General features: G+C 72.9%; 23 protein-coding genes. 10 read left to right on the forward strand and 13 right to left on the reverse strand.

The features are described from left to right. Positions 1–126 precede the first annotated feature (126 nt). From ACIBMZ_RS04970 to hrpB, 3 genes are all read left to right on the forward strand, one after another. Entirely contained in the window at positions 127–969 is an 843-nt protein-coding gene (locus ACIBMZ_RS04970; RefSeq protein WP_396691183.1) for a helix-turn-helix domain-containing protein, read from the forward strand. A 42-nt stretch (positions 970–1,011) separates the two neighbouring features. Continuing rightward, the gene (locus ACIBMZ_RS04975; RefSeq protein WP_396691185.1) at positions 1,012–1,212 is read left to right on the forward strand and encodes a DUF397 domain-containing protein; all 201 of its coding nucleotides are present in this window, start codon (positions 1,012–1,014) and stop codon (positions 1,210–1,212) included. Between the two features lie 119 nt (positions 1,213–1,331). Further along, positions 1,332–3,842 (forward strand): ATP-dependent helicase HrpB, encoded by a 2,511-nt coding sequence (gene hrpB / locus ACIBMZ_RS04980; RefSeq protein ID WP_396691870.1) that lies wholly within the window; start codon positions 1,332–1,334, stop codon positions 3,840–3,842. 123 nt (positions 3,843–3,965) lie between these two features. Here hrpB and ACIBMZ_RS04985 read toward each other — a convergent pair whose 3' ends face one another. Beyond that, entirely contained in the window at positions 3,966–4,694 is a 729-nt protein-coding gene (locus tag ACIBMZ_RS04985) for a PP2C family protein-serine/threonine phosphatase (protein ID WP_396691187.1), read from the reverse strand. Positions 4,695–4,916: 222 nt separating this feature from the next. On the opposite strand from ACIBMZ_RS04985, the gene ACIBMZ_RS04990 reads away from it, so the two are divergent. Further along, positions 4,917–7,529: a glycoside hydrolase family 9 protein gene (locus ACIBMZ_RS04990; RefSeq protein WP_396691189.1), complete on the forward strand. Its 2,613-nt coding sequence runs from the start codon at positions 4,917–4,919 to the stop codon at positions 7,527–7,529. Continuing rightward, positions 7,526–7,903, forward strand: a complete 378-nt coding sequence (locus ACIBMZ_RS04995) for a GNAT family N-acetyltransferase (protein ID WP_396691871.1) — start codon at positions 7,526–7,528, stop codon at positions 7,901–7,903. The genes ACIBMZ_RS04990 and ACIBMZ_RS04995 overlap by 4 nt, the downstream gene beginning before the upstream one ends. Before the next feature lie 98 nt (positions 7,904–8,001). Here ACIBMZ_RS04995 and ACIBMZ_RS05000 read toward each other — a convergent pair whose 3' ends face one another. From ACIBMZ_RS05000 to ACIBMZ_RS05040, 9 genes are all read right to left on the reverse strand, one after another. Beyond that, positions 8,002–8,970: a TIGR03885 family FMN-dependent LLM class oxidoreductase gene (locus ACIBMZ_RS05000; RefSeq protein WP_396691191.1), complete on the reverse strand. Its 969-nt coding sequence runs from the start codon at positions 8,968–8,970 to the stop codon at positions 8,002–8,004. 103 nt (positions 8,971–9,073) lie between these two features. After that, positions 9,074–10,135 (reverse strand): LLM class flavin-dependent oxidoreductase, encoded by a 1,062-nt coding sequence (locus tag ACIBMZ_RS05005; RefSeq protein ID WP_396691193.1) that lies wholly within the window; start codon positions 10,133–10,135, stop codon positions 9,074–9,076. 1 nt (position 10,136) lies between these two features. Beyond that, the gene (locus ACIBMZ_RS05010) at positions 10,137–11,120 is read right to left on the reverse strand and encodes an ABC transporter substrate-binding protein (protein ID WP_396691195.1); all 984 of its coding nucleotides are present in this window, start codon (positions 11,118–11,120) and stop codon (positions 10,137–10,139) included. 27 nt (positions 11,121–11,147) lie between these two features. Beyond that, complete coding sequence (locus ACIBMZ_RS05015) at positions 11,148–11,891, reverse strand: ABC transporter ATP-binding protein (protein ID WP_396691197.1); 744 nt, start codon at positions 11,889–11,891, stop codon at positions 11,148–11,150. After that, the gene (locus ACIBMZ_RS05020; RefSeq protein WP_396691199.1) at positions 11,888–12,745 is read right to left on the reverse strand and encodes an ABC transporter permease; all 858 of its coding nucleotides are present in this window, start codon (positions 12,743–12,745) and stop codon (positions 11,888–11,890) included. Before ACIBMZ_RS05020 ends, ACIBMZ_RS05015 begins: the two co-directional genes overlap by 4 nt. Positions 12,746–12,776: 31 nt before the next feature. Next, the gene (locus tag ACIBMZ_RS05025) at positions 12,777–13,982 is read right to left on the reverse strand and encodes an SfnB family sulfur acquisition oxidoreductase (protein WP_396691201.1); all 1,206 of its coding nucleotides are present in this window, start codon (positions 13,980–13,982) and stop codon (positions 12,777–12,779) included. Next, complete coding sequence (locus ACIBMZ_RS05030) at positions 13,979–14,953, reverse strand: amidohydrolase family protein (protein WP_396691203.1); 975 nt, start codon at positions 14,951–14,953, stop codon at positions 13,979–13,981. Before ACIBMZ_RS05030 ends, ACIBMZ_RS05025 begins: the two co-directional genes overlap by 4 nt. 387 nt (positions 14,954–15,340) lie before the next feature. Beyond that, the gene (locus ACIBMZ_RS05035; protein ID WP_396691205.1) at positions 15,341–16,753 is read right to left on the reverse strand and encodes an NADP-dependent succinic semialdehyde dehydrogenase; all 1,413 of its coding nucleotides are present in this window, start codon (positions 16,751–16,753) and stop codon (positions 15,341–15,343) included. 14 nt (positions 16,754–16,767) lie between these two features. Beyond that, on the reverse strand, positions 16,768–17,031 hold the full coding sequence (locus ACIBMZ_RS05040; protein WP_396691207.1) for a DUF6343 family protein: 264 nt from the start codon (positions 17,029–17,031) through the stop codon (positions 16,768–16,770). Between the two features lie 120 nt (positions 17,032–17,151). Here ACIBMZ_RS05040 and ACIBMZ_RS05045 point away from each other — a divergent pair, with 120 nt between their 5' ends. Then, positions 17,152–17,748 carry an antibiotic biosynthesis monooxygenase gene (locus tag ACIBMZ_RS05045; RefSeq protein WP_396691209.1) on the forward strand — a complete coding sequence of 199 codons (597 nt, stop codon included), beginning with the start codon at positions 17,152–17,154 and terminating at the stop codon, positions 17,746–17,748. Positions 17,749–17,867: 119 nt separating this feature from the next. After that, a complete protein-coding gene (locus ACIBMZ_RS05050) occupies positions 17,868–18,719 on the forward strand; it encodes a GDSL-type esterase/lipase family protein (RefSeq protein WP_396691211.1) in 852 nt (283 codons plus the stop codon). 26 nt (positions 18,720–18,745) lie between these two features. On the opposite strand, the gene ACIBMZ_RS05055 is transcribed toward ACIBMZ_RS05050, so the two are convergent. After that, positions 18,746–19,501, reverse strand: coding sequence for an EcsC family protein (locus tag ACIBMZ_RS05055; RefSeq protein ID WP_396691215.1), 756 nt, complete (start codon positions 19,499–19,501; stop codon positions 18,746–18,748). Between the two features lie 195 nt (positions 19,502–19,696). Between ACIBMZ_RS05055 and ACIBMZ_RS05060 the strand changes: the two genes are divergently transcribed. The 3 genes from ACIBMZ_RS05060 (at position 19,697) to ACIBMZ_RS05070 (ending at position 22,004) form a co-directional block, all read left to right on the forward strand. Beyond that, positions 19,697–20,608, forward strand: a complete 912-nt coding sequence (locus tag ACIBMZ_RS05060; protein WP_396691217.1) for a proteasome assembly chaperone family protein — start codon at positions 19,697–19,699, stop codon at positions 20,606–20,608. A 175-nt stretch (positions 20,609–20,783) separates the two neighbouring features. Further along, positions 20,784–21,581, forward strand: coding sequence for an exodeoxyribonuclease III (locus ACIBMZ_RS05065; RefSeq protein WP_396691219.1), 798 nt, complete (start codon positions 20,784–20,786; stop codon positions 21,579–21,581). 111 nt (positions 21,582–21,692) lie between these two features. Beyond that, positions 21,693–22,004 carry an antibiotic biosynthesis monooxygenase family protein gene (locus tag ACIBMZ_RS05070; RefSeq protein WP_396691221.1) on the forward strand — a complete coding sequence of 104 codons (312 nt, stop codon included), beginning with the start codon at positions 21,693–21,695 and terminating at the stop codon, positions 22,002–22,004. 109 nt (positions 22,005–22,113) lie between these two features. On the opposite strand, the gene ACIBMZ_RS05075 is transcribed toward ACIBMZ_RS05070, so the two are convergent. Both ACIBMZ_RS05075 and ACIBMZ_RS05080 read right to left on the reverse strand, forming a co-directional pair. Further along, complete coding sequence (locus tag ACIBMZ_RS05075; RefSeq protein WP_396691872.1) at positions 22,114–22,785, reverse strand: class F sortase; 672 nt, start codon at positions 22,783–22,785, stop codon at positions 22,114–22,116. 433 nt (positions 22,786–23,218) lie between these two features. Then, positions 23,219–23,857 carry a hypothetical protein gene (locus tag ACIBMZ_RS05080; RefSeq protein WP_396691223.1) on the reverse strand — a complete coding sequence of 213 codons (639 nt, stop codon included), beginning with the start codon at positions 23,855–23,857 and terminating at the stop codon, positions 23,219–23,221. Positions 23,858–23,989: the final 132 nt, after the last annotated feature.

Raw genomic sequence — 23,989 nt, forward strand, 5'->3', positions numbered from 1 at the left:
CCGTCCATAGTGATCGCTAACCGGAGGCAAGGATGCACCGAGTGCTACTGCAACGCAACTCCCGTTTTCGGCAGTTGCACTCCGTGCTGACGCGACCTGGGACTTTTCCCGTGACAGACTCGGAGGGTGACTGCGAGCCCCACCGTTCGCCGCCGCCGCATCGCCCGGGAACTCCGCCAGTTGCGCGAACGCGCCGGCATGACCCTGGACGTCGCCGCCCGGCAACTGGACATGTCCAAGAGCAACCTCTCCCGCATCGAGAACGCCCAGATCGGCATCAAGCCGCGCGACGTCCGGGCCGCGCTGGCGCTGTACCAGGTGACCGGCAACGACGCCGAGGCGCTCATCGAGATCGCCCGGGGCGCGCAGCAGCGGGGCTGGTGGCAGCACTACAGCGACGTCCTGCCGGAGTGGTTCGAGTTCTACGTCGGACTGGAGGCCGAGGCGGCCACCCTGCGCACGTACGAGGCGGAGGCGGTGCCGGGGCTGCTACAGACCGAGGCGTACGCCCGGGAGGTCTACCGGCTCACCGCGGGCGAGGACGACATCGACCGCAAGGTGGCCGCCCGGCTGCGCCGCCAGGACGTGCTGCGCAGCGACGAACCGGCTGAGCTGTCGGTGGTGCTGAACGAGGCGGTACTGCTACGCCCCGTGAGCGAACGAGCGGTCATGGCGGAGCAACTCGCCCACCTGGAGACCACCGCACAGCTACCCAACGTCACCATCCAGGTACTTCCATTCGCGGCCGGCGGCCACCCGGCGATGAACTCGCCGTACGTGATCCTCACGTTTGCCGACGCCGCCGACGCGGCCGTGGTTTACCTGGAAAACCTCACGACAGGCCTGGCACTGGAAGAGGTCGCGCAGGTGCGCTCGTATAGCCTTGTGCACGAGAGGCTGCGACGCCTGGCGCTTGATCCAGCGGCGTCTTTGGTACGCCTGAAGGAAGCTTCTCGTTACTTTACGTGACCGTTCGGCGCGGTCACGGTCGGTATCGACGAAGGGATCGCGATGACCGCGCTCGACCTGTCCCGGGCTAACTGGCGTACCAGTACGCGCAGCGTGGGCAACGGCAACTGCGTCGAGGTCGCCGTCGTCGACGGTCGGGTGGCGGTGCGGGACAGCAAGGACCGTCCCGGCCCCGTGCTGAGCTTCCCGCCGTCGGCCTGGCACGCCTTCGTCACCGGCGTCGACGGGGTCCACGCCGGCTGATCCGCCGCCTGCGCGGGCCGCGCCGGGCAGGCGGGCACGTCGAGGCGGGAGACCGGCCCGTCGACCGAGGCGCAGCGGACACGTCGACCGGGGCCGCAGAGCCGGTGCGAGACTGGGCCGTGCTCTCCGACGTACCCCTCGACCTGCCGGTCCGTCCCGCGCTGCCGGCGCTGGTGGCGGCGCTGCGCGCGGCGGGGACCGCGGTCCTCGTCGCCCCGCCGGGCACCGGCAAGACCACGCTCGCCCCGCTGGCGGTGGCCGAGGCGGTCGCCGGGCGCGTGCTCGTCGCCCAGCCCCGGCGGGTGGCCGCCCGGGCCGCCGCCCGGCGGATGGCGACGCTGCTCGGCGAGCGGGTCGGTGACCGGGTCGGTTACGCGGTGCGGGGCGACCGGCGGGTCGGCGCGCGGACCCGGGTCGAGGTGGTCACCACCGGGCTGCTGGTCCGCCGGTTGCAGCACGACCCGGAACTGGCCGGCGTCGGCGCGGTGCTGCTGGACGAGGTCCACGAACGACAGCTCGACGCCGATCTCGCGCTCGCCTTCAGCGTGGAGTCCCGGGCCGCGCTGCGGCCGGACCTGTGGCTGCTGGCGATGTCGGCGACCCCGGAGGCGGACCGCTTCGCCGCCCTGCTCGGCGGGGACCGCCCCGCGCCGGTGGTCCGGGCCGCCTCGGCGCTGCACCCGGTGACCCGGGTCTGGGTGCCACCGGCCCGGCCGGTGCCGCCGCCCGGCGCCGGGCCGGTGGACCGGGCGCTGCTCGACCACGTCGCCGCGACCGTCCGGCGGGCACTCGACGAACAGGACGGTGACCTGCTGGTCTTCCTTCCCGGCGTGGGCGAGATCGCGGCCGTCGCGGGCCGGCTGGCCGCCCTGCGCGACCGCGTCGACGTGCTACGACTGCACGGCCGGCAGGACGGCACCGAGCAGGACGCCGCGCTACGCCCGGGACCGCGACGGCGGGTGGTGCTGGCCACCGCGGTGGCCGAGAGCAGTCTGACCGTGCCCGGGGTGCGGACCGTGGTGGACGCCGGCCTGTCCCGGGTCGCCCGGCTGGACCTGGCCCGGGGACTGGGCGCGCTGGTCACCGTGCCGGTGTCCCGGGCCGGGGCCACCCAGCGGGCCGGGCGGGCCGGTCGCGAGGCACCGGGGCACGTCTACCGCTGCTGGTCACCGGCGACCCACGAGCGACTGGCGGCCCAGCCGGAACCGGAGATCGCCACCGCCGACCTCACCGGCTTCGCGCTCGACCTGGCCGCCTGGGGCGCGCCGGACGGCACCGGGCTGGCGCTGCCGGATCCGCCCCCGGCGGCGGCGATGGCGGTGGCCCGGGAGACGCTCGGCACGCTCGACGCGCTGGACCCGGACGGGCGGATCACCGCGCGGGGACGGGCGATCGCCGCCACCGGAGCGCATCCCCGGCTGGCCCGGGCCCTGCTCGACGGGGCCGCCCGGGTGGGCGCCCGGCGGGCCGCCGAGGTGGTGGCGCTGCTCGCCGAGGAGTCCGTCGCCGGGACCGGAGACGACCTCGCCGCCGCCTGGCGTCGGCTGCGCGACGGCGTCGACCCGGGTGCGACCGCCCGCTGGCGGACCGAGGTACGCCGGCTGCGTACCGCCCTGCCGAGCGGCACCGCCGAGGACCCGTCCGGGAGAGCCCTGCCCGACGACCTGGCCGCCGGGTTGCTGGTCGGGTTGGCGTACCCGGAGCGGGTGGGCCGGGTGCGGCGGCCGGGCGGTTCGGCGTACCTGATGAGTGGCGGGACCGCGGCGGAGCTGGCACCGGGGTCGGCGCTGGCCGGTGCCGGGTGGCTGGCCGTGGCGGTGGCGGACCGTGCGCCCGGCGCGCCGGCCGCGCGGGTCCGGCGGGCCGCGGTGCTGGACGAGGCGACCGCCCGGGAGGTCGGCGCGGCGCTGCTGCGCACCGACCGGGAAGTCGGTTGGTCCGGCGACGACGTGGTGGCCCGGGAGGTGGTCCGGCTGGGCGCCATCGAGCTGGTCGACCGGCCGCTGCCCCGACCCAGCTCGGCGGAGGTCGCCGCCGCCCTGCTGACCGGGCTGCGCGAGGTCGGCCTCGACCTGCTGGGTTGGAGCCCGGCGGCGCGGGCACTACGCGATCGGTTGGCGTTCTGCCGGCGGGCGCTCGGCGACGACTGGCCGGACGTCAGCGACGAGGCGCTGCTGGCCCGCGCGCCGGACTGGCTCGGGCCCGAGCTGGCCGGGGCCCGCCGCCGGGCCGATCTGGCCCGGGTCGACGTGACCGGTGCGCTGCGCCGCCTGGTGCCCTGGTCACTGGCGGGTCGGCTGGACGAGCTGGCCCCCGAGCGGATCACCGTGCCGAGCGGATCCCGGATCCGGGTGGACTACACCGACCCGGACGCGCCGGTGCTGGCGGTCCGGCTCCAGGAGACCTTCGGGTGGGCGCAGGCGCCCCGCGTCGGCGGCGGTCGGGTGCCGGTGCTGCTGCACCTGCTCTCCCCGGCGGGCCGGCCGGTGGCGGTCACCGCCGACCTGGCCTCGTTCTGGCGTACCGGCTACCGGCAGGTACGCGCCGAACTACGGGGGCGTTACCCACGCCACCCCTGGCCGGAGGACCCGACCACGGCCACACCCACCCGGCGGGCTGGGCGCGGCTGACGTGAAAGGAAGGGCACCCTGTTAACGCCTGGTGCATAGCAGGGGACCCTTCCTAACAGCCGTCAGCCGCCGCGCCAAGCCGTCGGCTGGGCGCGGCCGACCGGGTCCGGGCGCGGCTGCGCGTCAGGGCTCGTCGATCACGTCCGCGATGACCACGGTGATGTTGTCCGGGCCACCGGCGTGCAACGCCAGGTCGATGAGCTTGCGGGCGCAGGCATCCCGGTCCGGGTGGGCGGCGAGCACCTCGGCCAGCGTCTCGGCCCGGACGACGTTGGACAGTCCGTCGCTGCACAATAGCCAGCGGTCGCCGTGGCGGGGCAGCATCGTGGCGTACGTCGGGGACACCTCGTCGCCCTGCAGCGCCTGGGTGACCACCGCCCGGCGGGGGTGGCTGCTGGCCTGGTCCGGTGTGATCACCCCCTGGTCGACGAGCATCTGCACGAATGTGTCGTCCCGGGTGATCTGCTTGAGCACGGCGTCGCGGTACAGGTACGCCCGGGAGTCACCCACGTGGGCCAGCGCCAGGCAGCTTCCGGTACGCGCGAACAGCAGCGCGGTCAGCGTCGTGCCCATCCCCTGCCGCTGCGGGTCCTCGCTCACCGCCTGCCGGATCCGGGTGGTGGCCGACTGGATGCCGTCCTGCAACGCGGCGACCAGCGCGTGCTCGGGTATCTCCACGTCCAGCGGCGCCACCGCCTCGATGGCGATGGCGCTGGCCAGGTCGCCCGCGGCCATCCCGCCCATGCCGTCGGCGACGGCCACCAGCCAGGTACCGGCGTGCAGCGCGTCCTGGTTGCCGCTGCGGATCAGCCCACGGTCGCTCGTCCCCGCGGAACGCAGCTTCAGGGTCATGGGACGCAGCCTGCCAGGAGAAGGGCTCCGTTGTCTCTAGGAGATCAGGACGACCGGGCGTGGCGCGGCGAATCTCACTGGCCGACGACCTCCGAGCCCATCGGATGGGATCGATTGACAGGGCCCGTCCACCCTGGAAACATGCCCGATACCTGGGAGCGCTCCCAGCTTCCTCGCACTCGCCCACCACCATTCCGTCCCGTTCGTCGGAAGGAATATTCCGTGACGCCATCCCGACGTCGACTCGCGGTCCTCGCCGCGGCGACCACCGTGGCGCTGGCCGCCGTGAGCGCCGGCACCGCCCACGCCGATCCCCCGGCCGAAGCCCCCGAACAGATCACCAACGGCGATTTCAGCACCGGCGTGTCGCCGTGGTTCTCCTTCGGCACCGGCCCGCTCGGCGTGACCGACGGCCAACTCTGCACCACCGTCGCCGGTGGGTTGGCCAACCCCTGGGACGCCGGCATCGGCCAGGACGCGGTGGCGCTGGTCGCCGGCGCCGAGTACACCCTCGGCTTCGACGTCACCGCGACCCCCGGCAGCAACGTCACCGCCGTGCTGCAACTGGGCAACGCCCCCTACACCGGCTACTACTCGGTCACCGCCGCCGCCACCCCCACCCAGCAACGGGTCGAGCGGACCTTCGTGGCGCCCGAGGACGACGAGCGCGCGCAGCTCATCTTCCAGGTCGGCGGCGCCGCCGAGGGGCAGACCGTCTGCCTGGACAACGTCTCGCTGCGCGGCGGCAACCCACCCGAGCCGTACGTGCCGGACACCGGCCCCCGGGTCCGGGTCAACCAGGTCGGCTACCTGCCCGGCGGCCCCAAGAACGCCACTGTCGTCACCGACGCCACCGAGGCCCTGCCGTGGCAGTTGCGCGCCGCCTCCGGCAGCGTGGTCGCCAGCGGCACCACCACCCCGCGCGGCGTCGACCCGGCGTCGGCGCAGAACGTGCACTCCGTCGACTTCTCCGGCTACCGCACACCGGGGCAGGGCCTGACGCTCGCCGTGGACGGCGAGGTGAGCCACCCGTTCGACATCTCCGGCGCGCTCTACGAGCGACTGCGCTCCGACGCGTTGCAGTTCTTCTACATCCAGCGCAGCGGCATCGCCATCGACGGCGACCTGGTCGGCGACGAGTACGCCCGTCCCGCCGGTCACCTGGGCGTCGCCCCGAACCAGGGCGATGTCGACGTGCCGTGTCAGGCCGGGGTCTGCGACTACCGGCTCGACGTGCGCGGCGGCTGGTACGACGCCGGTGACCACGGCAAGTACGTCGTGAACGGCGGCATCGCCACCTACCAGTTGCTGAGCACCTTCGAGCGGACCAAGAACGCCGCCACCGCCGGCTTCGGCACCGCCCTCGGCGACGGCACGCTGCGGCTGCCGGAGCGCGACAACGGGGTGCCCGACATCCTCGACGAGGCCCGCTGGGAGCTGGAGTTCCTGCTGCGGATGCAGGTGCCGGCCGGCAAGCCGCTGGCCGGGATGGCCCACCACAAGATCCACGACCGGAACTGGACCGGCCTGCCGTTGCAGCCCGAGGACGACCCGGAGCCGCGTGAGCTGCACCCGCCGTCCACCGCCGCCACGCTCAACCTGGCCGCCGTCGCCGCGCAGTGCGCCCGGCTGTTCGCCCCGTACGACGCGGCGTTCGCGCAGCGCTGCGGCACCGCGGCCAAGACCGCGTACGCGGCGGCCAAGGCCAACCCCACCCGGTACGCCAGCCCGACCGACGGCAACGGCGGCGGCGCGTACGACGACAGCAACGTCACCGACGAGTTCTACTGGGCCGCCGTGGAGTTGTACCTGACCACCGGCGAGCGCGCGTACCTGACCGACCTGACCGCCTCGCCGCACCACACCGGTGACGTCTTCGACGCGCGGGGCTTCGGCTGGCAGAGCGTGGCCGCGCTGGGCCGCCTCGACCTGGCCACCGTGCCGAACGGGCTGCCCGCCACCGACCTGGCCCGGGTTCGCGCCTCGGTCACCACCGCCGCCGACGGCTACCTCGCCGAGATCCAGCGGCAGGCGTACGGGCTGCCGATGCCCGGTGACGCCGGCAGCTACTTCTGGGGCGGCAACAGCAACGTGATCAACAACGCGGTCGTGTTGGCCACCGCGTTCGACCTGACCCGCGAGGCGAAGTACCGCGACGGTGCGGTGCAGGCGATGGACTACATCTTCGGCCGCAACGCGCTGAACATCTCGTACGTGACCGGGTGGGGCGAGCACGCGGCGGAGAACCAGCACAGCCGCATCTTCGGCCACCAGCTCGACCCGTCCATGCCCAAGCCTCCGGTCGGCTCGCTGGCCGGCGGCCCGAACGCCGCCCTCCAGGACCCGTTCGTGGAGCAGTTGCTGGCCGGCTGCGCGCCGATGTTCTGCTTCGTCGACGACATCGCCTCGTACTCCACCAACGAGGTCGCCATCAACTGGAACTCGGCGCTGACCTGGATCTCCTCGTTCCTCGCCGACCAGGGTGACGCCTCGGCCGTACCGGCGCCGACGTGCTCGGTGTCGTACACCAACTACGGCTTCTGGCAGGGCGGCACCGGCTTCACCGCCCAGGTGGCCATCCGCAACACCGGCACCAGCGCGGTGAACGGCTGGACCGCCCGCTTCGCCTTCACCGGCGACGCCAAGGTCCGGGAGGCCTGGACGGCGAAGGTGACGCAGGCCGGTGCCACGGTGACCGCCAAGAACGAGTCGTACAACGCCCGGATCAACCCGGGCGGCACGGTGACCTTCGGCTTCAACGCCACCACCGGGCCGGGGGCCAACCCCGACCCCGCCCTGGTCACCGTCAACGGCTCCCCCTGCACCGTCTCCTGAACCCCGGGTGGGGGGCCGTCGGCGGCGGGCTGTGGCTGGCCGAGGTGGCCGGGCAGCCGGTCGGGGCGCTGGTGGTGGGCGACGCCACCGAGTACGTGCCACCCGCCACCGAGCCGGAGCTGTACGTGAACCTGCTGGTCACCGATCGGGCGCACGCCGGTGCCGGAATCGGTGGCCGGCTGCTGGCACACGCCGCCGAGCTGGCCCGGGAACGCGGTGTGGACCTGCTGCGGGTGGACTGCTACGCGGGCGACGACGGCGCGCTGGTCCGCTGGTACGAGCGGCAGGGCTTCACCGCCACCGATCCGTTCGCCGTGTCCCGACCGGACGGCACGCAATGGCCGGGACAGGTGCTGGCCCGCCGCCTCGACTGAGCCGTCGCCGTCCCCGGCCCCGGTCCCCGGGAGGGTCGGACGGGAGAATGACAGGTACCGGCCGCCCCCACGGACGACCGTCTGCGGAGAAGCGCTGCTCAGCCGCTGCGACCGCGCAGCTTCGGTAGCACCTGCTCGCCGAACGCGTCGAGGAACGGCCGCTGCTCCTGCCCGACGTGGTGCAGCGCGATCTGGTCGAACCCGAGGTCGACGTACTCCTCCAACCAGCCCACGTGCCGGCCCAGGTCGGCGGAGATGTTGACCACCTCGGCGAGGCGGCTCATCGGCACCTCGGCGGAGACCACGTCGAAGTGTTCCGGGGTGGCCAGGTCCCAGCAGACCGGCGGCGCGAAGACGTTGCTGCGCCACTGGTCGTACGCGATCGCCTCGGCCTCGCCCTGGTCCGGCGCCCAGCTCAGGTGCACCTGGAGATGCACCGGCCCGCGACCGCCGCCCTCCCGGTACGCGTCGATCATCCGCCGCAGGTGCTCGGGTGCGGCGTTGACGGTGATCAGCCCGTCCGCCCACTCCGCGCACCAGCGGGCGGTCTCGACGCTGACCGCCGCGCCGACCAGGGCCGGAGGCTGCTCGGGGCGGCTCCACAGTCGGGCCCGGTCCACGCGTACCAGGCCGTCGTGGCTGACCTCCTCACCGGCGAGCAGCGCGCGGATGACGTCCACGCACTCGCGCAGCCGGGCGTTGCGGACGTCCTTGCGCGGCCAGACCTCGCCGGTGACGTGCTCGTTGGCGGCCTCTCCGGAGCCGAGGGCGGCCCAGAAACGCCCCGGGTACATCGCGCCGAGGGTGCCGATCGCCTGGGCGATGATCGCCGGGTGGTAGCGCTGCCCGGGCGCGTTGACCACGCCGAAGGAGAGGTCGGTGGCCTGGAGCGCGGAGCCGAGCCAGGACCAGGCGAACCCGGAGTGGCCCTGGCGTTCGCTCCACGGCGCGAAGTGGTCGGAGCACATGGCCGCGTCGAAGCCGACCCGCTCGGCGTGGATCACCGCTTCCAGCAGCGCGCGCGGGTGGATCTGCTCGTGGGAGGCGTGGAAGCCGATCGCCGTCATGCGGGCTTTCCCTACCCACGCGCGGCGCGATGTAAGCAGGGGTCCCCTGCTACCGCCTGGTGCATAGCAGGGGACCCCTCCTTTCATTCCATCGGTCGAGCGGTCAGCCCACCGGTGCGCCGTGTCGGGAGCGCAGCAGCGGGGCGACCTCGGTGGCGAAGCGTTCCATCTCGGCGAAGTGCGGCTGGAACTGGAACAGGAACGTGTCCACGCCGGCATCGGCGAAAGCGCTGATCCGGTCGGCGATCTGCGCGTAGCTGCCGACCAGGCCGGAGAGGGTTCCGCCGTTCGTGCCGACACTGGCCACCCCGACCGCGTTGCGGCCCATCACCCGGGCCGGATCCGCGCCCTCGATCGGCTTGCGCTGTTCCTGGGTCAACCGCCAGAGCCGGTCGAACTCCTCCTTCGCCTCGCTCTCGGTCGGGCGGGCGATGAGGAAGCTGGTCAGCCCGAACCGCAGCGGCGCGCGCCCGGTGCGGGGCCGGGACCGCAGGTCGGCGATGACCGCCCGCACCCCGTCGGGGCCCTCCAGCGGTCGGCCGTTGATCAGGAAGACGTCCGCCGCCGCGGCGGCGAGGGCACGGGCCGGCTCCGACTCGCCGCCGAAGTAGACCAGCGGCGGGCTGCCGGCGTACGGCAGCGGGCGCAGCCGCAGGTCGTCGGCGCGCAGATAGTCGCCGGTCGCGGTCACCGGTCCACCCGCCCACGCCTGCTCCACGATGGACAGCCATTCGCGCGAGTAGTCGTACCGGCGGTCGTGGTCGATCAGCGGCAGACCGAGTCTGGTGATCTCGGGCAGGAACCAGCCCGACACCAGGTTGATCGCGAACCGGCCCCGGCTGATGTGGCCGATCTGGGTCGCCATCTTGGCCAGTACGCCCGGGTTGTAGAGGAAGGGCTTGACCGCAGCGATGATCTCGATGCGGGAGGTCGCCTCGGCGATCGCGGCCGACGTCGTCCAGGTGTCGATGACGTCGCCGTCCGGGTCACCCGGGTTGACGGTGTGCTGGGCGATGAGGGTGGTGTCGAGGCCGAGCCGTTCGGCCTCGACGACGGTCCGCCGGTTGTCGGCGTAGCTGCCGTCGAGGTACTCGTCCGGATGCCGGCGCACCGCCCAGTTCCCGCTGATCGGCGTCCACACCCCGAGACGCGGTGACGTGCCCACGTCAGGCCGCCGGCAGGACGTCGTTGAAGTCGCCGACGAAGACCTGCTTCACGTCGACCGGCTTCTCGATGAACTCGACGGAGAGCAGTTCGTCGGCGAACTCCTGCTGGCGGAGCAGGAACGCGTCGTCGATCGGTTGGTAGCCGGCACCGCTGATCCGGAAGGTGGTGGACAGGGTCGTCAGGCTGTAGTCCACGTGCGGCTTGACGACCTGCGCCGCCTCGTCGGGATGCTGGGAGGCCCAGAGTCCGAGTTCCGCAGCCGCCTGGAAGAAGGCCCGCAACGCCGCGTGCTTCTGCTCGTACGCCTGGGGGCTGACCCGCAGGCAGTAAAGGTTGTTCACGGTGCCGGCGATCCCGTCGATCTCCACCAGTTCCGGGTAGCGCTCCAGGATGTCCGGCGATCCGGGGGCGTTCGCCGAGTACGCCTCGATGTCGCCCTTGACGAGGGCGTTGACGCCGTCGGCACCGGAGATGTTGACCGCCTTGACGTCGTTGTCGGTGAGGTTGTTCTTCTTCAGCAGCCGCTCGTACAACAGCCCGTGGTTGGAGCGGATCGGCATGCCGACGCGCTTGCCCACCAGGTCGGCGAAGCTGGTGATCCCGGAGTCACGACGCACGATGTACTTGATGTTCTGGTCGTTGGGCTTGGTGCAGCCGATGACCTTCTGCCGGCTTCCGGAGGCCGCCGCGGTGATCGGACCGATGTCACCGGTGTCGGAGATGTCGATCTGACCGGCCTCCATGGCCGAGTTCAGTTCGACCGAGTTGGCGAACTCCCGGTATGTGATCTGCACGCCGGGCACCTGGAGGTTCTTCGCCTCGAACAGCGGTGTGTAGCCGTACAGGTCGGTGGTGACCAGGGTGAGCGAGACCGTGCCGTCGGCGTTGGCCGCGCCGCCTCCGCCACCGCAGCCGGTCAGTGCGACGGCGACGGTGAGCACGGCGGCGAGCAGGGGTGCCCGACGGGTTCTGCGGTCGATCATGGTTGTGCCTTTCGACAGGGGTGCCGGTCAGTGCCGGCCGAGTTCGGTTTCGTAGTGGGCGGCACCGAGCTGTTCGAGGATCCGGATCCGGGTCCGCTCGAAGCCGGGGTCCTCGCGGGTGCGGGCACCGGTGAAGTGGGGTCTGACCTCGTCGGCGAGCCGGCCGCCGGTCAGCACGAGGATCCGGTCGGCGAGCACGATCGCCTCGTCGACGTCGTGGGTGACCAGGACGGTGGTGAAGCCGTGCGCCTTCCACAGCGAGTGGACCAGTGCCTGCATCCGGAGCCGGGTCAACGCGTCGAGGGCGCCGAACGGCTCGTCGAGCAGCAGCACCTCCGGCCGCCGGACGAGCGCGCGGGCGAGCGCGGCCCGCTGCGCCTCGCCGCCGGAGAGCGTGCCCGGCCAGGCGTCGGCGAGGGCGTCCAGGCCGACCTCGGCGAGCACCTCCACGGCCTGCCGGCGCAACGCGGCGCGGTTGCCGCGCAGCCCGAAGACGACGTTCTCCCAGACCGAGCGCCAGGGCAGGAGCCGGGCGTCCTGGAAGCCGACCGCGACCGGCTGCCGGACGGACAGCTCACCCTCGTGGTCGGTGTCGAGAGCCGCCAGCGCGCGCAGCAGGGTGCTCTTGCCCCCGCCGCTCTCGCCGACGATGACCAGGAACTCGCCGTGGCGTACCTCCAGGTCGACGGTGTCCAGGATGAGGCGGCTGCCGTAGTGCTTGCGCAGCCCGCGTACGGAGATGCCGGCGATGTCCGGCGACGCCACGCTCATCGGTCCACGAACTCTCGTCGCCACGACAGGGTCTTCCATTCGATGACCCGGACCAGGCCCTCGATGGCCAGGCCGAGCAGCGCGTACAGGGCCAGACAGAGCACGATCGTGTCGGTCTGCAGGAAGTCCTTGGCCCGGGTCAGCATGTAGCCGATGCCGGACTCCGCCGCGACGGTCTCGCCGAAGACCAGGCTGAGCCAGGCGATCGCCAACGAGAACCGCAGTCCGATGAGCAGGTGCGGTAGCGCTCCGGGCAGGATGATGTGCCGGATCACGGCGTACCGGGAGGCCCCGCAGCTCTGTGCGAGTTCCCGGAACCGTGGGTCGACCGAACGGATGCCCTTGCTGAAGTTCAGGTAGATCGGAAAGATCACGCCGATCGCGACCAGGCCGACCTTCAGCGCCTCGTCGATACCGAGCCAGAGCAGGAGCAGCGGCATCATGCCCAGCGTCGGCACGGCCCGCAACATCTGCAGCGGCGGGTCGACGAGTTCGTCGGCCACTCGGGACAGCCCGGTCGCCAACCCCAGCAGCACGCCGATCAGGATGCCGACCAGCAGTCCCAGTACCACCCGTTGCAGGGAGGCCAGCACGTTCGTCGCCAGCACGCCGCTCTCGGCGAACTCGACGAACCGGTCCCAGACCATCCGCGGGCTGGCGAACGTGGTCGGGTTCAGCCAGCCGACGCTGGAGGCCAGTTGCCAGACGCCGACGAGCAGGACCGGCACCAGCACCCGTCGGGCCGACTTGAGCAGCCGGCGCCGTGCCGGGCTGCGGCGCGCCGGCGGGCCGGCCGGGCCACCGGTCGGCCGACCGACCGTGGCGTCCACGGTGGACAGGGCAGGCGCGGTCATCGGGGTATACCTCCTCCTACGATCACGGCGTTCACAGCAGGGGCCCCCGGGGTGCGACGCCGTTGAGCACGTGGTTGCCGAGGTGGTGGTACTTCCAGCGGGTCGGGTCGTGCAGGGTGTGCGTCCGGGCGTCGCGCCAGAACCGGTCCAGCCCGTGTTCCTCGTCGGTGGCGCTGGTGCCGGCGTAGGAGAACAGCTCGCTGGCGGTGGTCACCGCGGTCTCGGCGGTGAACGCGCGGGCGGCGGCGACGGCGAGCGACGCCTCGGCGACCTTCCCGGCCTCCAGGACCGGGTCGGCCTCGGCCGCGTCGACCGCGTCGGCGGCCCGTTCCAGCAACGCGCGGGCCGCGCGTACCTGGACGGTCTGCCGGCCGACGTCGTTGATCAGGTGGTGCTCGTCGGCGGCCCGCTCCCACGGGCTGTCGGCGTAGGCGCGGGTCCGGGTACGCACGTACTCGGCTGCGGCGGCCAGCGCCGATTCGGCGATCCCGACGTCGATCGCCGCGTGCAGCAGTTGTCCGGCGGCACCGGCGGTACGCAGTTCCGCGCCGTCGTACGGCCACCGCACGATCTGCTCGACCGGCACCCGCACGTCGGTGAGCAGGGTGCTGCCGCTGTGCGTACCGCGCTGACCGAGAGCGGTCCAGTCGTCGCCGAAGGAGAGTCCGGGGGTGCCCTGCCGGACGAAGGCGACCACGTCGACGCCGTCCGGATCCCGGGTCTTCACCGGCACCCAGTCCGCGGTGGAGGCACCGGTCGTGTAGTACTTGCGGCCGTCCAGCCGCAGGTCCGTCGTGCCGGGCAGCGCCCGCAGCGACGTCGACGTCTCGCCCTTGCGGCGATCGACGCCCCGTTCGGCCATCGCGTTGCCGAAACGGGCGCCACGCAGCACCTCGCCGAGAAGGAACTCCTGCTGTGCCGGGGTGCCCCGGTCACGCAGCACCCGGACGAAGACGAAGTGGTTCTGGAGCACCTGGCTGATGGAGGCGTCCGCGACGGCGAGCACCCGGAACACGTCGGCCAGGTCGCGGTGACCGACGGCGGCACCGCCGTACGCCCGGGGAACCGTGATGCCGAGCAACCCGGAGGCCGCGACCTGCTGGAGTTCGGCGGTGGGGACGGCCCGGTTCCGGTCTCGGTCCCGTGCGCCGGGCGCGAACCGCCGCGCCAACTCGGAGGCGACGCGTACCGCCTCGGCGCCGTCGGCGAGCACGGGGGCCACGGGGTGGGCGGTCATCCGTCGGCCGCCTCGACGATGCCGAGCAGACGGCGCGCGTTGCCCCCGGCGACGGCGGCCACCTCCGCCTCGTCCAGTCCCGCCGAGGCGAGCGCGGCGAGGACCTCGTCCCGGTGGATCGACTCGGCCACGATCGGCGAGTCCGATCCGACCAGGACGTGATCGGCACCGACCACGTCGACCAGGTAGCGGATGCTGGCCGGGTCGAATCCCATGGTGTCGACGTAGACGTGCCGCCGGAGGTGTTCCGGCGCGTGCCGGCTGATCTTCGCGGTCAGCCCGGTGAAGGTGCCGAGCAGCAGGGCCGGGGCACCGATCAGCGGGATGACGATCCGCAGGTGCGGCAGGTCGTCGACGACCCGGGAGTTGAGCAGCGCCAGCAGGCTCGCGGCGTCGATCGCGCCACGGGCGAGCAGGGTGCCGGCACGGCCGATCCCTTCGAGCTGGTCGGTGAAGCCGCGCGGGTTGATCGGATGTACGAACACCGGCACGCCGAGTTCCGCTGCCGTCCGCAGCGTCGGGTAGGCGGCCGGGTCGTCGAGCAACCGGTCCCCTCCGCTCGCGGCGGCGTCGACGACCGCACCGGACAGGTGCAGCTCGGTCACCGCGCGCCGGAGTTCGGTGGCGGCCTCCTCCCCCTGCCAGGCGTCGATGGTCGCCAGTCCCACCAGTCGGCCCGGGTGGACGGCGACCTGGCGGGCCAGGTGATCGTTGATCTCCCGGATCACCCGGGCGGTCAGGGTCGTACCGGCGGCGGCGACCAGGGACGGCGGAGCGTTGAGCACCCGGGTGGCGACGCCTCCGGCCTCGGCGGACGCCAGGACGTCGTCGAGGTCGACGATGCGCCGGACGGTCCGCTCCCGGAGCGCGGCCACCTCGGGTCTGGCGGACGCCCACAGGGCGGGTGGATGGGCGGGGTCGACGTAGTGGACGTGGAAGTCCACCACCGCCGGTGAGCCGATTTCGGACATGCTGACCTGATCTCTGTGCGGTGAGGGGTGTGGAACGGCGCGAAGGATCACCGGTTCCGGGGAGAGTCGGCCCGCGCGAAGGCAGAGGTGGCCGTCGAGGGTGAGCCGATGGGGGTGCCCGAGCGGGTCACCGAGAGAGGGGGCGGCGCCGGCCGAGTCGTCAGGCCGGCGGGTCGTCTAGAGCCGACACAGGGCACCGGCGGTGCGGCGCAGGTCCACATGCCAGCGCCGCCGGTGCCAGGTGAAATGGCTCTTGATCACGACAGTAACCCTATCCACCCGATAGGAATTAACAACAACCTGCCCAGCATCCGAGACGCCGGAGGCGGGCGTGACCAGCAAAATCACCCCCGTGGCGGCAATCCGCTCCGCACCGCTCGTGTGCAACTACTCGGCGTGGGCGCCCGCACCGGCGGTGGCCGCGCCCTCGCCCACCCAGACGGTCTTGACGTTGCAGAACTCGTGCATGCCCTGCGCCGACAGTTCCCGGCCGTAGCCGGAGTTCTTCACCCCGCCGAAGGGCAGTTCCGGGTACGAGGTGGTCATGCCGTTGACGAAGACGGCTCCCGCGTCCAGGTCGGTGGCGAAGCGCTCCTGCTCCTGCGGGTCGCGGGTCCAGGCGTTCGAGCCGAGGCCGTACGGGGTGCCGTTGGCCACCTCGATCGCCTCGTCGTACGACGAGACCCGGTACAGCCCGGCGACCGGCCCGAACACCTCCTCGCTCCACATCCGCATGTCCGGCCGCAGGTCGGTGACCACGGTCGGCGGATAGAACCAGCCGTCGCCGGTCGGCTTCTCGCCGCCGCAGAGCACGGTGGCGCCCCGGTCGACGGCGTCCCGCACCTGGGCGTCGACCTCGTCGCGCCCCCGCTCGGAGGCGAGCGGCCCGACGTCGGTGTCGTCGTCCATCGGGTCACCGACCCGTAGCGCCGACATCCGGTGTGCGAACGCCTCGGCGAACGCCTCGTACACGTCGGTGTGCACGATGAACCGCTTGGCCGCGATGCAGGACTGGCCGTTGTTCTGGCAGCGGGCGGTGGTGGCCACCTCGGCGGCGAGGTCCACGTCGGCCGAGGGCATCACCACGAACGGGTCGCTGCCACCCAGTTCCAGCACGGTCTTCTTGAGTTCCCGGCCGGCGATCTGGGCGATCGAGCGGCCGGCGGGCTCACTGCCGGTGAGTGTGGCGGCCCGGACCCGGGGGTCGCTCAGGATCCGGTCGACGGCGTCGGAGCCGACCAGCAGCGCGGTGAAGGCACCTTCGGGGAAGCCGGCCCGCCGGAACACGCTCTCCAGCGTCAGTGCCGTCTGCGGCACGTTGGAGGCATGTTTGAGCAGTCCGGTGTTGCCGGCCATCAGCGCCGGCGCGGCGAACCGGACCACCTGCCAGAGCGGGAAGTTCCACGGCATCACCGCCAGCACCGGCCCGATCGGCTGGTAGCGGACGAACGCCCGGGTCGCGGAGACCGCCGACGCGTCGGCCGGACGATCGGCCAGGAACTCCGCGGCGTGCCGGGCGTAGAACCGGCATGCGCTGGCGCACTTGGTGACCTCGGCCTTCGACGCGGCGAGGGTCTTGCCCATCTCGGTGGTCATCAGCCGGGCGATCTCGTCGCGCTCCGCCTCCAGCAGGTCGGCCGCCGCCGTCAGCCACCGCCCGCGCTGCGCGATCGTGGTGGACCGCAGGTCCCGGTACGCCAGGTGGGTCCGCTCGATCGCCTCGTCGACCTGCGCGTCGGACATCGCCTCGTACGTCTTGAGCACTTGCCCGGACCGGGGGTCGGTGGTGGCGATGGACATCAGGGCTTCTCCCGTCACTCGAAGAGCGAGTGCCGTACGCCGGGTTCCTCGCGGCGGCGGGCGGCACGACGACGTTGGATGACGGCCAGGTCGACGACGGCGATCACCGCGAGAACGACGCAGACGACACCCAACCAGGCCACGTCGGCACGGAACGCCAGCACCGCGAAGACGACCATGGAGACGAGCCCGAAGCCGGCCAGTACGAGCCTCAGGTTGAGCGCGCTGTACGCGTGGCCGACCGTGCCACGGGCACGTCGGGGCTGGGATCTGGTCATCGCCCCCACCTACCCGGCGATGCCGGGGCTAACCGTCGTGGCGGGCCCCGGTGGTGCGTTGCGTTACATCGACCGCCCGCCGAGGGGCCGTCACGGGTCGGCGCGCGCACCATGGGAGGCATGACCGTGAGCTCCGCCGCGCCGGTGACCGTCGCCGTGGCCCGACGTGCCGACCCCGCCCGCACCGACGAGATGGTGGCGTGGATGCGGGCCGGTACGGCGCTGGCCGAGGTGTTCCCAGGCTTCCTGGGCGCCGGTTGGGTCCGCAGCGCACCCGGTTCGGGCGAGTGGCACATGCTCTACCGCTTCGCCGACCCGGACACGCTGCGCCGCTGGGAGGAGTCGCCGCAGCGGCACTGGTGGCTGACCTCGGCACAGGGCATCGTCGAGCACACCCGGGTCGAGCGACGGACCGGCATCGAGGGCTGGTTCGACCCGCCCCGCGAGGAGACCGTGGAGTTGCTGGACGCGACGCCGACGGTGCCCGCCTCGCCGCCCCGCTGGAAGCAGGCGATCACCATCTGGCTGGCTTTCTTCCCGCTCAGCCTCACCGCGACGCTGCTCACCGGCCACTTCCTACCGGAGTTGCCGGTGGCGGCCCGGGTCCTGGTCATGACGCTCACCCTGACCCCGCTGATGACCTATCTGGTGCTGCCCCGGATCACCCGGGCGCTGCACTGGTGGCTGCACGGGCACCGCGCCCCGTGGCGCGCATAGCACGCGGCCCTCGACCGCGACAGGTCTCTGCCGCATCTCCGACATCGACACGGGAGCACCACCCGCCCCACGCGTAGAGTCACCATGCTGTCGCTCTGTGCTGTGAGGCTGGGGAACTCATGCCCAAACGCTGGACCACCGTCGTGGTCAGCCTGCTCGCACTGGTCGCGCTCGCCTGCGAGGCCGGTGCGGAACCGACACCACGGCCGAGCGACGACACACCCCGGGCCGGCTCACCCAAGGTCGTCGCCGCGCTCGGCGACTCGATCACCACCGGGTTCGGTTCCTGCCTGGTCCTGACCTCGTGCGAACGCAACTCCTGGTCGACCGGGGACGGCCTGCGGGTGGAGAGCCACTACCGGAAGCTGGTGGACCGCAACCCGGGGCTGCGCGGCCACGCCCACAACCACGCCCGTGCGGGCGCGCGGGCCGCCGCGCTGGCCGGGCAGGCCGAGCGGGCGGTACGCGACCGCGCCGACTACGTGACCGTCCTGATCGGCGCCAACGACGCCTGCCGGAGCACGATCGGGGCGATGACCCCGGTGACCGAGTTCCGGGCCGAGATCGACCGAGGGCTGCGGGTGTTGCGCGAGGGCCGCCCGAAGGCGCGGGTGCTGGTGGTGAGCATCCCGGACCTGTACCGCCTCTGGGAGGTCGGCCACGACGACTCCCGGGCGGCCCGTGCCTGGCGGCGCGGCGTCTGCCCGACGCTGCTGGCCGACGCGACCTCGGACGCCCCCGCCGACCGGGCCCGCCGGGCCGAGTTCCGGGAGCGGATCGACGCCTACAACAACCAACTCCGGGCGGCCTGCCGGGCGTACGGCTCCCGGTGCCGCCACGACGGCGGGGCGGTACACCGGGTGCGCTTCGACCTGGACCTGGTCAACCGGTTGGACTACTTCCACCCGAACACCGACGGTCAGTCCCGCCTCGCCGAGGTGACCTGGCGCTCCTCCGGCTACGCGGACTGACCGTCGGCGAAGGCGCACCCGCCGGACTACTCGGGCGAGATCCGCGGTGCCGGGATGGGCGGGCCGTCGGGCCGGCGGTACATGGCCCGGGAGCGTTCGGCCAGTCCCTTGGTGGCCGAGGAGTTCGCCCAGGTGCCGAGCACGATCGCGGCGCCGGGCACCACCTTGGCGAAGAGTCGCTTCGCGGCGCGGACGCCGGCCATCTGGGCCAGTCGTACGCCCAACCGCAGCATCACCCGGCTCAGCGCCTGCTGCCCGCCGCCACCGCCGAACAACGCACCGGCGCGTTCCCGCCCGGCCGCCACCGCCAGCGCCAGCCGGGCACTCGCCGCCACCTTGTGCACCTTCTGCAACACCAGCAGGTCGGCGGCGCGGTCCGGGTGGGTCGGGTCCACCCCGTACGCGGCGGCGATGTGCAGCACCATCCGCGCCTGGGTCCAGGCCAGCACCCCCACGTCGATCACCGCACCGGGCAGTCCGGCGGCACCGGAGACCGCACCGGAGAGCCGCGCCCGGTTGACGAACCGGCGTACCGCCTTCTCTGCCAGGGCCTCCTCGGTGAGGCGCGGATGGTCGGCGCGGGCCTGCCGGGCCCACCGCTCCGCCTCCGGCCCGAGCCGGCGCACCGCCTCGATGGCGAGGTGCTCCGGCGCGTACTGCGGATCCTGGCGCATGCGGTCCCAGAGCGTGGCCGGCGGGGCCTCGACGGCCTCGCCCGCGGACGCCGGCCCGGCCGGTGCCGGGGTGACGGGCTGACCGTCGGCGGGGACGGAATCGCTCATCGCTCTCCCTTCGGTGACTTCCCTCCATGTGTACCTCGTGACGGCAACGCGGTACCCCGGTCGGTTGTTGCTACACCGATGCCGGGGCGAACGGCTCGCCGCAACAGGAATGCATCAGGATGACGGGTACGTTCTGGCGATCGGGACGCCGTCAACCCGGCGACCCGTGACGCGCAAACCAGGGAGGCCGCACCGGTGCTCGACCCACACGAGCTCTACGAACTCACCGACGATCTGTCCGACCTCGGGCAACCGGTCCTGATCCAGGCCCTCACCGGCTTCGTCGACGCCGGTAACGCCAGTCGGCTGGCCCGCGAGCAGTTGTTCACCTCGCTGGACGCCCGCCCGATCGCCCGGTTCGACCTCGACCAGTTGTTCGACTACCGCTCCCGGCGTCCGGTGATGACCTTCGTCGAGGACCACTGGGAGAGCTACGACGCGCCCGCGTTGGAGCTGCACCTGCTCAGCGACGACGACGAGACCCCGTTCCTGCTGCTCACCGGACCCGAGCCGGACCTACAGTGGGAGCGGTTCGTGGCTGCCGTGTCGGGTCTGGCCGAGCGGCTCGACGTCCGGCTCACCGTCGGGCTGAACGCGATCCCGATGGCGGTGCCGCACACCCGCCCGACCGGCGTGACCGCGCACGCCACCCGACGTGACCTGATCGCCGGCTACGAGCCGTGGCTGCAACGGGTGCAGGTCCCCGGCAGCGTGGGACACCTGCTGGAGTTCCGCCTCGGCGAGGCGGGCCGGGACGCGCTGGGCTTCGCCGCCCACGTGCCGCACTACGTGGCGCAGGCCGAGTACCCGGCCGCCGCCGAGGTGCTGTTGGCGTCGGTGTCGCGCAGCACCGGGCTGCTGCTCCCCCGCGACGGGCTACACTCGGCCGCCGAGGTGGTACGCGTCGAGATCGACCGGCAGGTCGCGCAGAACGACGAGGCCAGCGCGCTGGTGCAGGCGCTGGAGGAGCAGTACGACGCGTTCGCCCGGGGCAAGGGCGAGCGGAACCTGCTCGCCGCCGAGAACGGTCCGCTGCCCACGGCCGAGGAACTCGGCGCCGAACTGGAACGCTTCCTCGCCGAGCAGACCCGCCCGCCGGAGGCGTAACGGCCGCTCCGCGTGCAAGGAAGGGCCCCCTATTAACGCCTCGTGCAGAGCAGGGGTCCCCTCCTAACACTTCGCCCCTGCGCGAACCGCACACCGCACAGCGCCGCGCACACCGCGAACCGCCGGGCTCCTGCGACGTCGGGCGGGACGGGCCGGGATACGGCAGGCTGGCACCATGCGCCTGGCGACCTGGAACGTCAACTCGGTGAAGGCCCGCCTGCCCCGCCTGTTGGACTGGCTGGCCGGCACCGGGCCGGACGTGGTCTGCCTACAGGAGACCAAGTGCCCCGACGGCGCGTTCCCGGTCGCCGAGGTGGGTGAACTCGGCTACACCGTGGCCAGCCACAGCGACGGCCGGTGGAACGGCGTGGCCGTGCTGTCCCGGGTCGGGCTCGCCGACGTCACGGTCGGGTTCCCCGGCGAACCCGGGTTCCCCGAGCCGGAGGCCCGCGCCATCGCCGCCACCTGCGACGGGCTGCGGGTCTGGTCGGTGTACGTGCCGAACGGGCGGGCCCCCGACGACCCGCACTACGCGTACAAGCTGGCCTGGTTGGCGGCGCTGCGGGACGCGCTGGACGCGGAACTGACCGGCGGGCCGGCGCTCGCGGTCTGCGGCGACTTCAACGTGGCCCCGACCGACGAGGACGTGTGGGACCCGGCGCTGTTCGCGACCTCCACCCACGTCACGCCGGCCGAGCGGGCCGCCCTGGCGGCGCTGCGCGACCTCGGCCTCGACGACGTGGTGCCCACCCCGATGAAGGGGCCGCACCCGTACACCTACTGGGACTACCGGGCCGGGATGTTCCACCAGAACAAGGGCATGCGGATCGACCTGGTGTACGCCTCGGCGCCGGTCGCCCGCGCGGTCCGTTCCGCGTACGTGGACCGGGAGGCCCGCAAGGGCAAGGGCCCCTCGGACCACGCGCCGATCGTGGTCGACGTCGACCTCGTGCCGACGGTCGAGTCCTTCTGACCCCGCCCCACCCGCCCACCACCTCTCCCGCCGATCTCGGTACGAAACGGCCCCTGGCGGGGCATCCGTGCACCAAGATCTGATGCGCTCATCCGGGTCTAGGGTGGAGACATGGCAGTTGTGAAGATCAACGCGATCGACGTCCCGCCCGGTGCCGGTGCGGAGTTGGAGAAGCGGTTCGCCGCCCGCGCCCGCGCCGTGGAGAACTCCCCCGGTTTCCTCGGCTTCGAGCTGCTGCGCCCGGTGGCCGGTGAGAACCGCTACTTCGTGTACACGCGGTGGGAGACCGAGCAGGCGTACCAGGACTGGGCCAACGGTCCCGCCCGGGCCGCCCACGCCGCCCCACCCGGTGCCGAGCAGCGTCCCCCGGTCGCCTCCGGCGCCGCTCTCCTGGAGTTCGAGGTCGTTCAGCAGGTCCCCTGACCAGCAGCCGCTCACACCCTGGCGACGGGGAGCCGGGGCGGGCGAGAATCCCGCCCGGCCCCGCCCGTGCCGTCCGGCCGCGCCGACGAGGACGCCGACACCGGGATGGTCAGGCGGGGCGGGTGGTGGTGAGGCTGGCGAAGGCGATCACGTTGTCGGCGTAGCCGTCCTGGCCACCGAGCCACTGGCCGCCGCAGGTGATCAGGCGCAGGGTCGGTGGGCCGTCGTGACCGTAGACACGGTCGGCCGGCAACTGGTCCTTCGGGAAGTGCTCGACGGAGTCCACGGTGAACACCGCCACCGAGCCGTCCTCGCGTTTCACCTCGACCGTGTCGCCCACCCGCAGTTTGCCCAGGTCGTAGAAGACCGACGGGCCGCTCTTGGTGTCCACGTGCCCGACGATCACCGCCGGGCCGGGGTCGCCGGGGACCGGGCCTCGGTCGTACCAGCCGGTCTCCTGGTGTCGGCTCAGCGGCGGCACCCCGATCGTGCCGTCCGGTGCGTCGCCGACCGGCTTCACCGGGGCGGAGACGTCGATCGAGGGCACCGACAGGCTCACCGGTCGAGCCACGGTCCGCGTCGCGGGTGCCGAGGTCGACGCCGCTTCGCCGCCGGTCGCGGCCCAGCCCAGCGGGGAACCGGCGGTACGACCCAGCCCGGCTCCGGTGGCGAAGACACCCACCAGCACCAGCACCACGGCCAGCGGCAGCGACCACGGGCGACGGCCGGAGCGCTCGACCCGTTGCGCACGGCGGGCTCGGACGCGGGCACCGGCGCCGATCGGGGCCCGGCCCTGCACGTCCGGCGGAACCGGCCCGTCCAGGTCGGTCGGGTACGCCCGATCCGGCGACGGTACGCCCGAACCCGGCGGTGGTCCGCCCGGCCCCGGAGGTGGGGTGTCGACGGGAAGGTGTGCCCAGGGACGCGACCTGCGCGGTGTGGCAGTCGGTGGGTACGGCGTCCCCGGCGAGGCGGCCACGGCAGGGTGAGCGCTAACCGGCGAGGCGGCCACGGATGGACGAGAGGTGCCGGGTGCGGCGACCGTGGGTGGGCGGGGGCCGGGACGCGGCGGATCGGGCACGAAGAGGTCGGGGCGGGGCGGGCTGGCTACCGGGCGGCTACGCGGGGCACCGGCGACGGGCGACGGGCGGCCGGTGCGGGGCGTACCGCCGGAGCCGGTGGGACGGGGGGCGCGCGGGGCGGGCACGGCGGGCTCACCCGCCCGTGCCGCGCCGACGGGTGGCGGCGACCCAGACGACCATCCCGGTGACGGTCAGCGCGAGCCCGCCGGGCAGCAGCAGCCCGGAGGCGACACCGCCGGCCGCGCCGCCGAAACCGGTCGCCGGGCCTCGGCTGGGCTTCATCTGGCGTACGACCTGGACCATCGTCGACGCGGTCTCGCCGCCCCGGCACTCCAGCTTGACCCGGTAGTTGCCGGGGAGCACCCGGTCCTTGACCATCGCCGTCCCGAAGAGCAGGCCGCGTTGCGGCTGCACCGCGACCCGGCCGAAGGCGTCCGAGACGACGATCGCGCCGACGGAGTTGTCCTGGCAGCTCGCCCGCAGGCCGACCATGTGGCCCGGTTCGACGGTGCTCGGCATGACCTCGACGAAGACGTTCGGGCCGGGTTGCGGGGCGGCGACCACGCCGGTCGGATCCGGTTGCGGGGCGGCGGCACGGACGGCCGTCAGGTCGGACCACGGCGCGGCGGGGGCGGCCGTCGGACCGGAGCGCGCAGCGACGGGTACGCCGGCCCGGGCGGGACCGGGCGGCAGCAGCGGTACGGCGAGTACGGCCGCCAGCAGTGGCAGGGCGGCGACGAGCAGCAACGGCACCCGACGAGTGCGGGTCACTGACACGATGCCCCCTCCCGGCGTGCCGGAGCAGTCGCCGGACGCCGCTGCGGACACCCGGCCTGCCGTACGGGATGATGGTCTCACTCCCGGTCGTACCTCACATCCGATCCGGCGCGATGCTCGCGTAGG

Source organism: Micromonospora sp. NPDC049900, from assembly GCF_044461025.1.
Taxonomy (GTDB): Bacteria; Actinomycetota; Actinomycetes; order Mycobacteriales; family Micromonosporaceae; genus Micromonospora.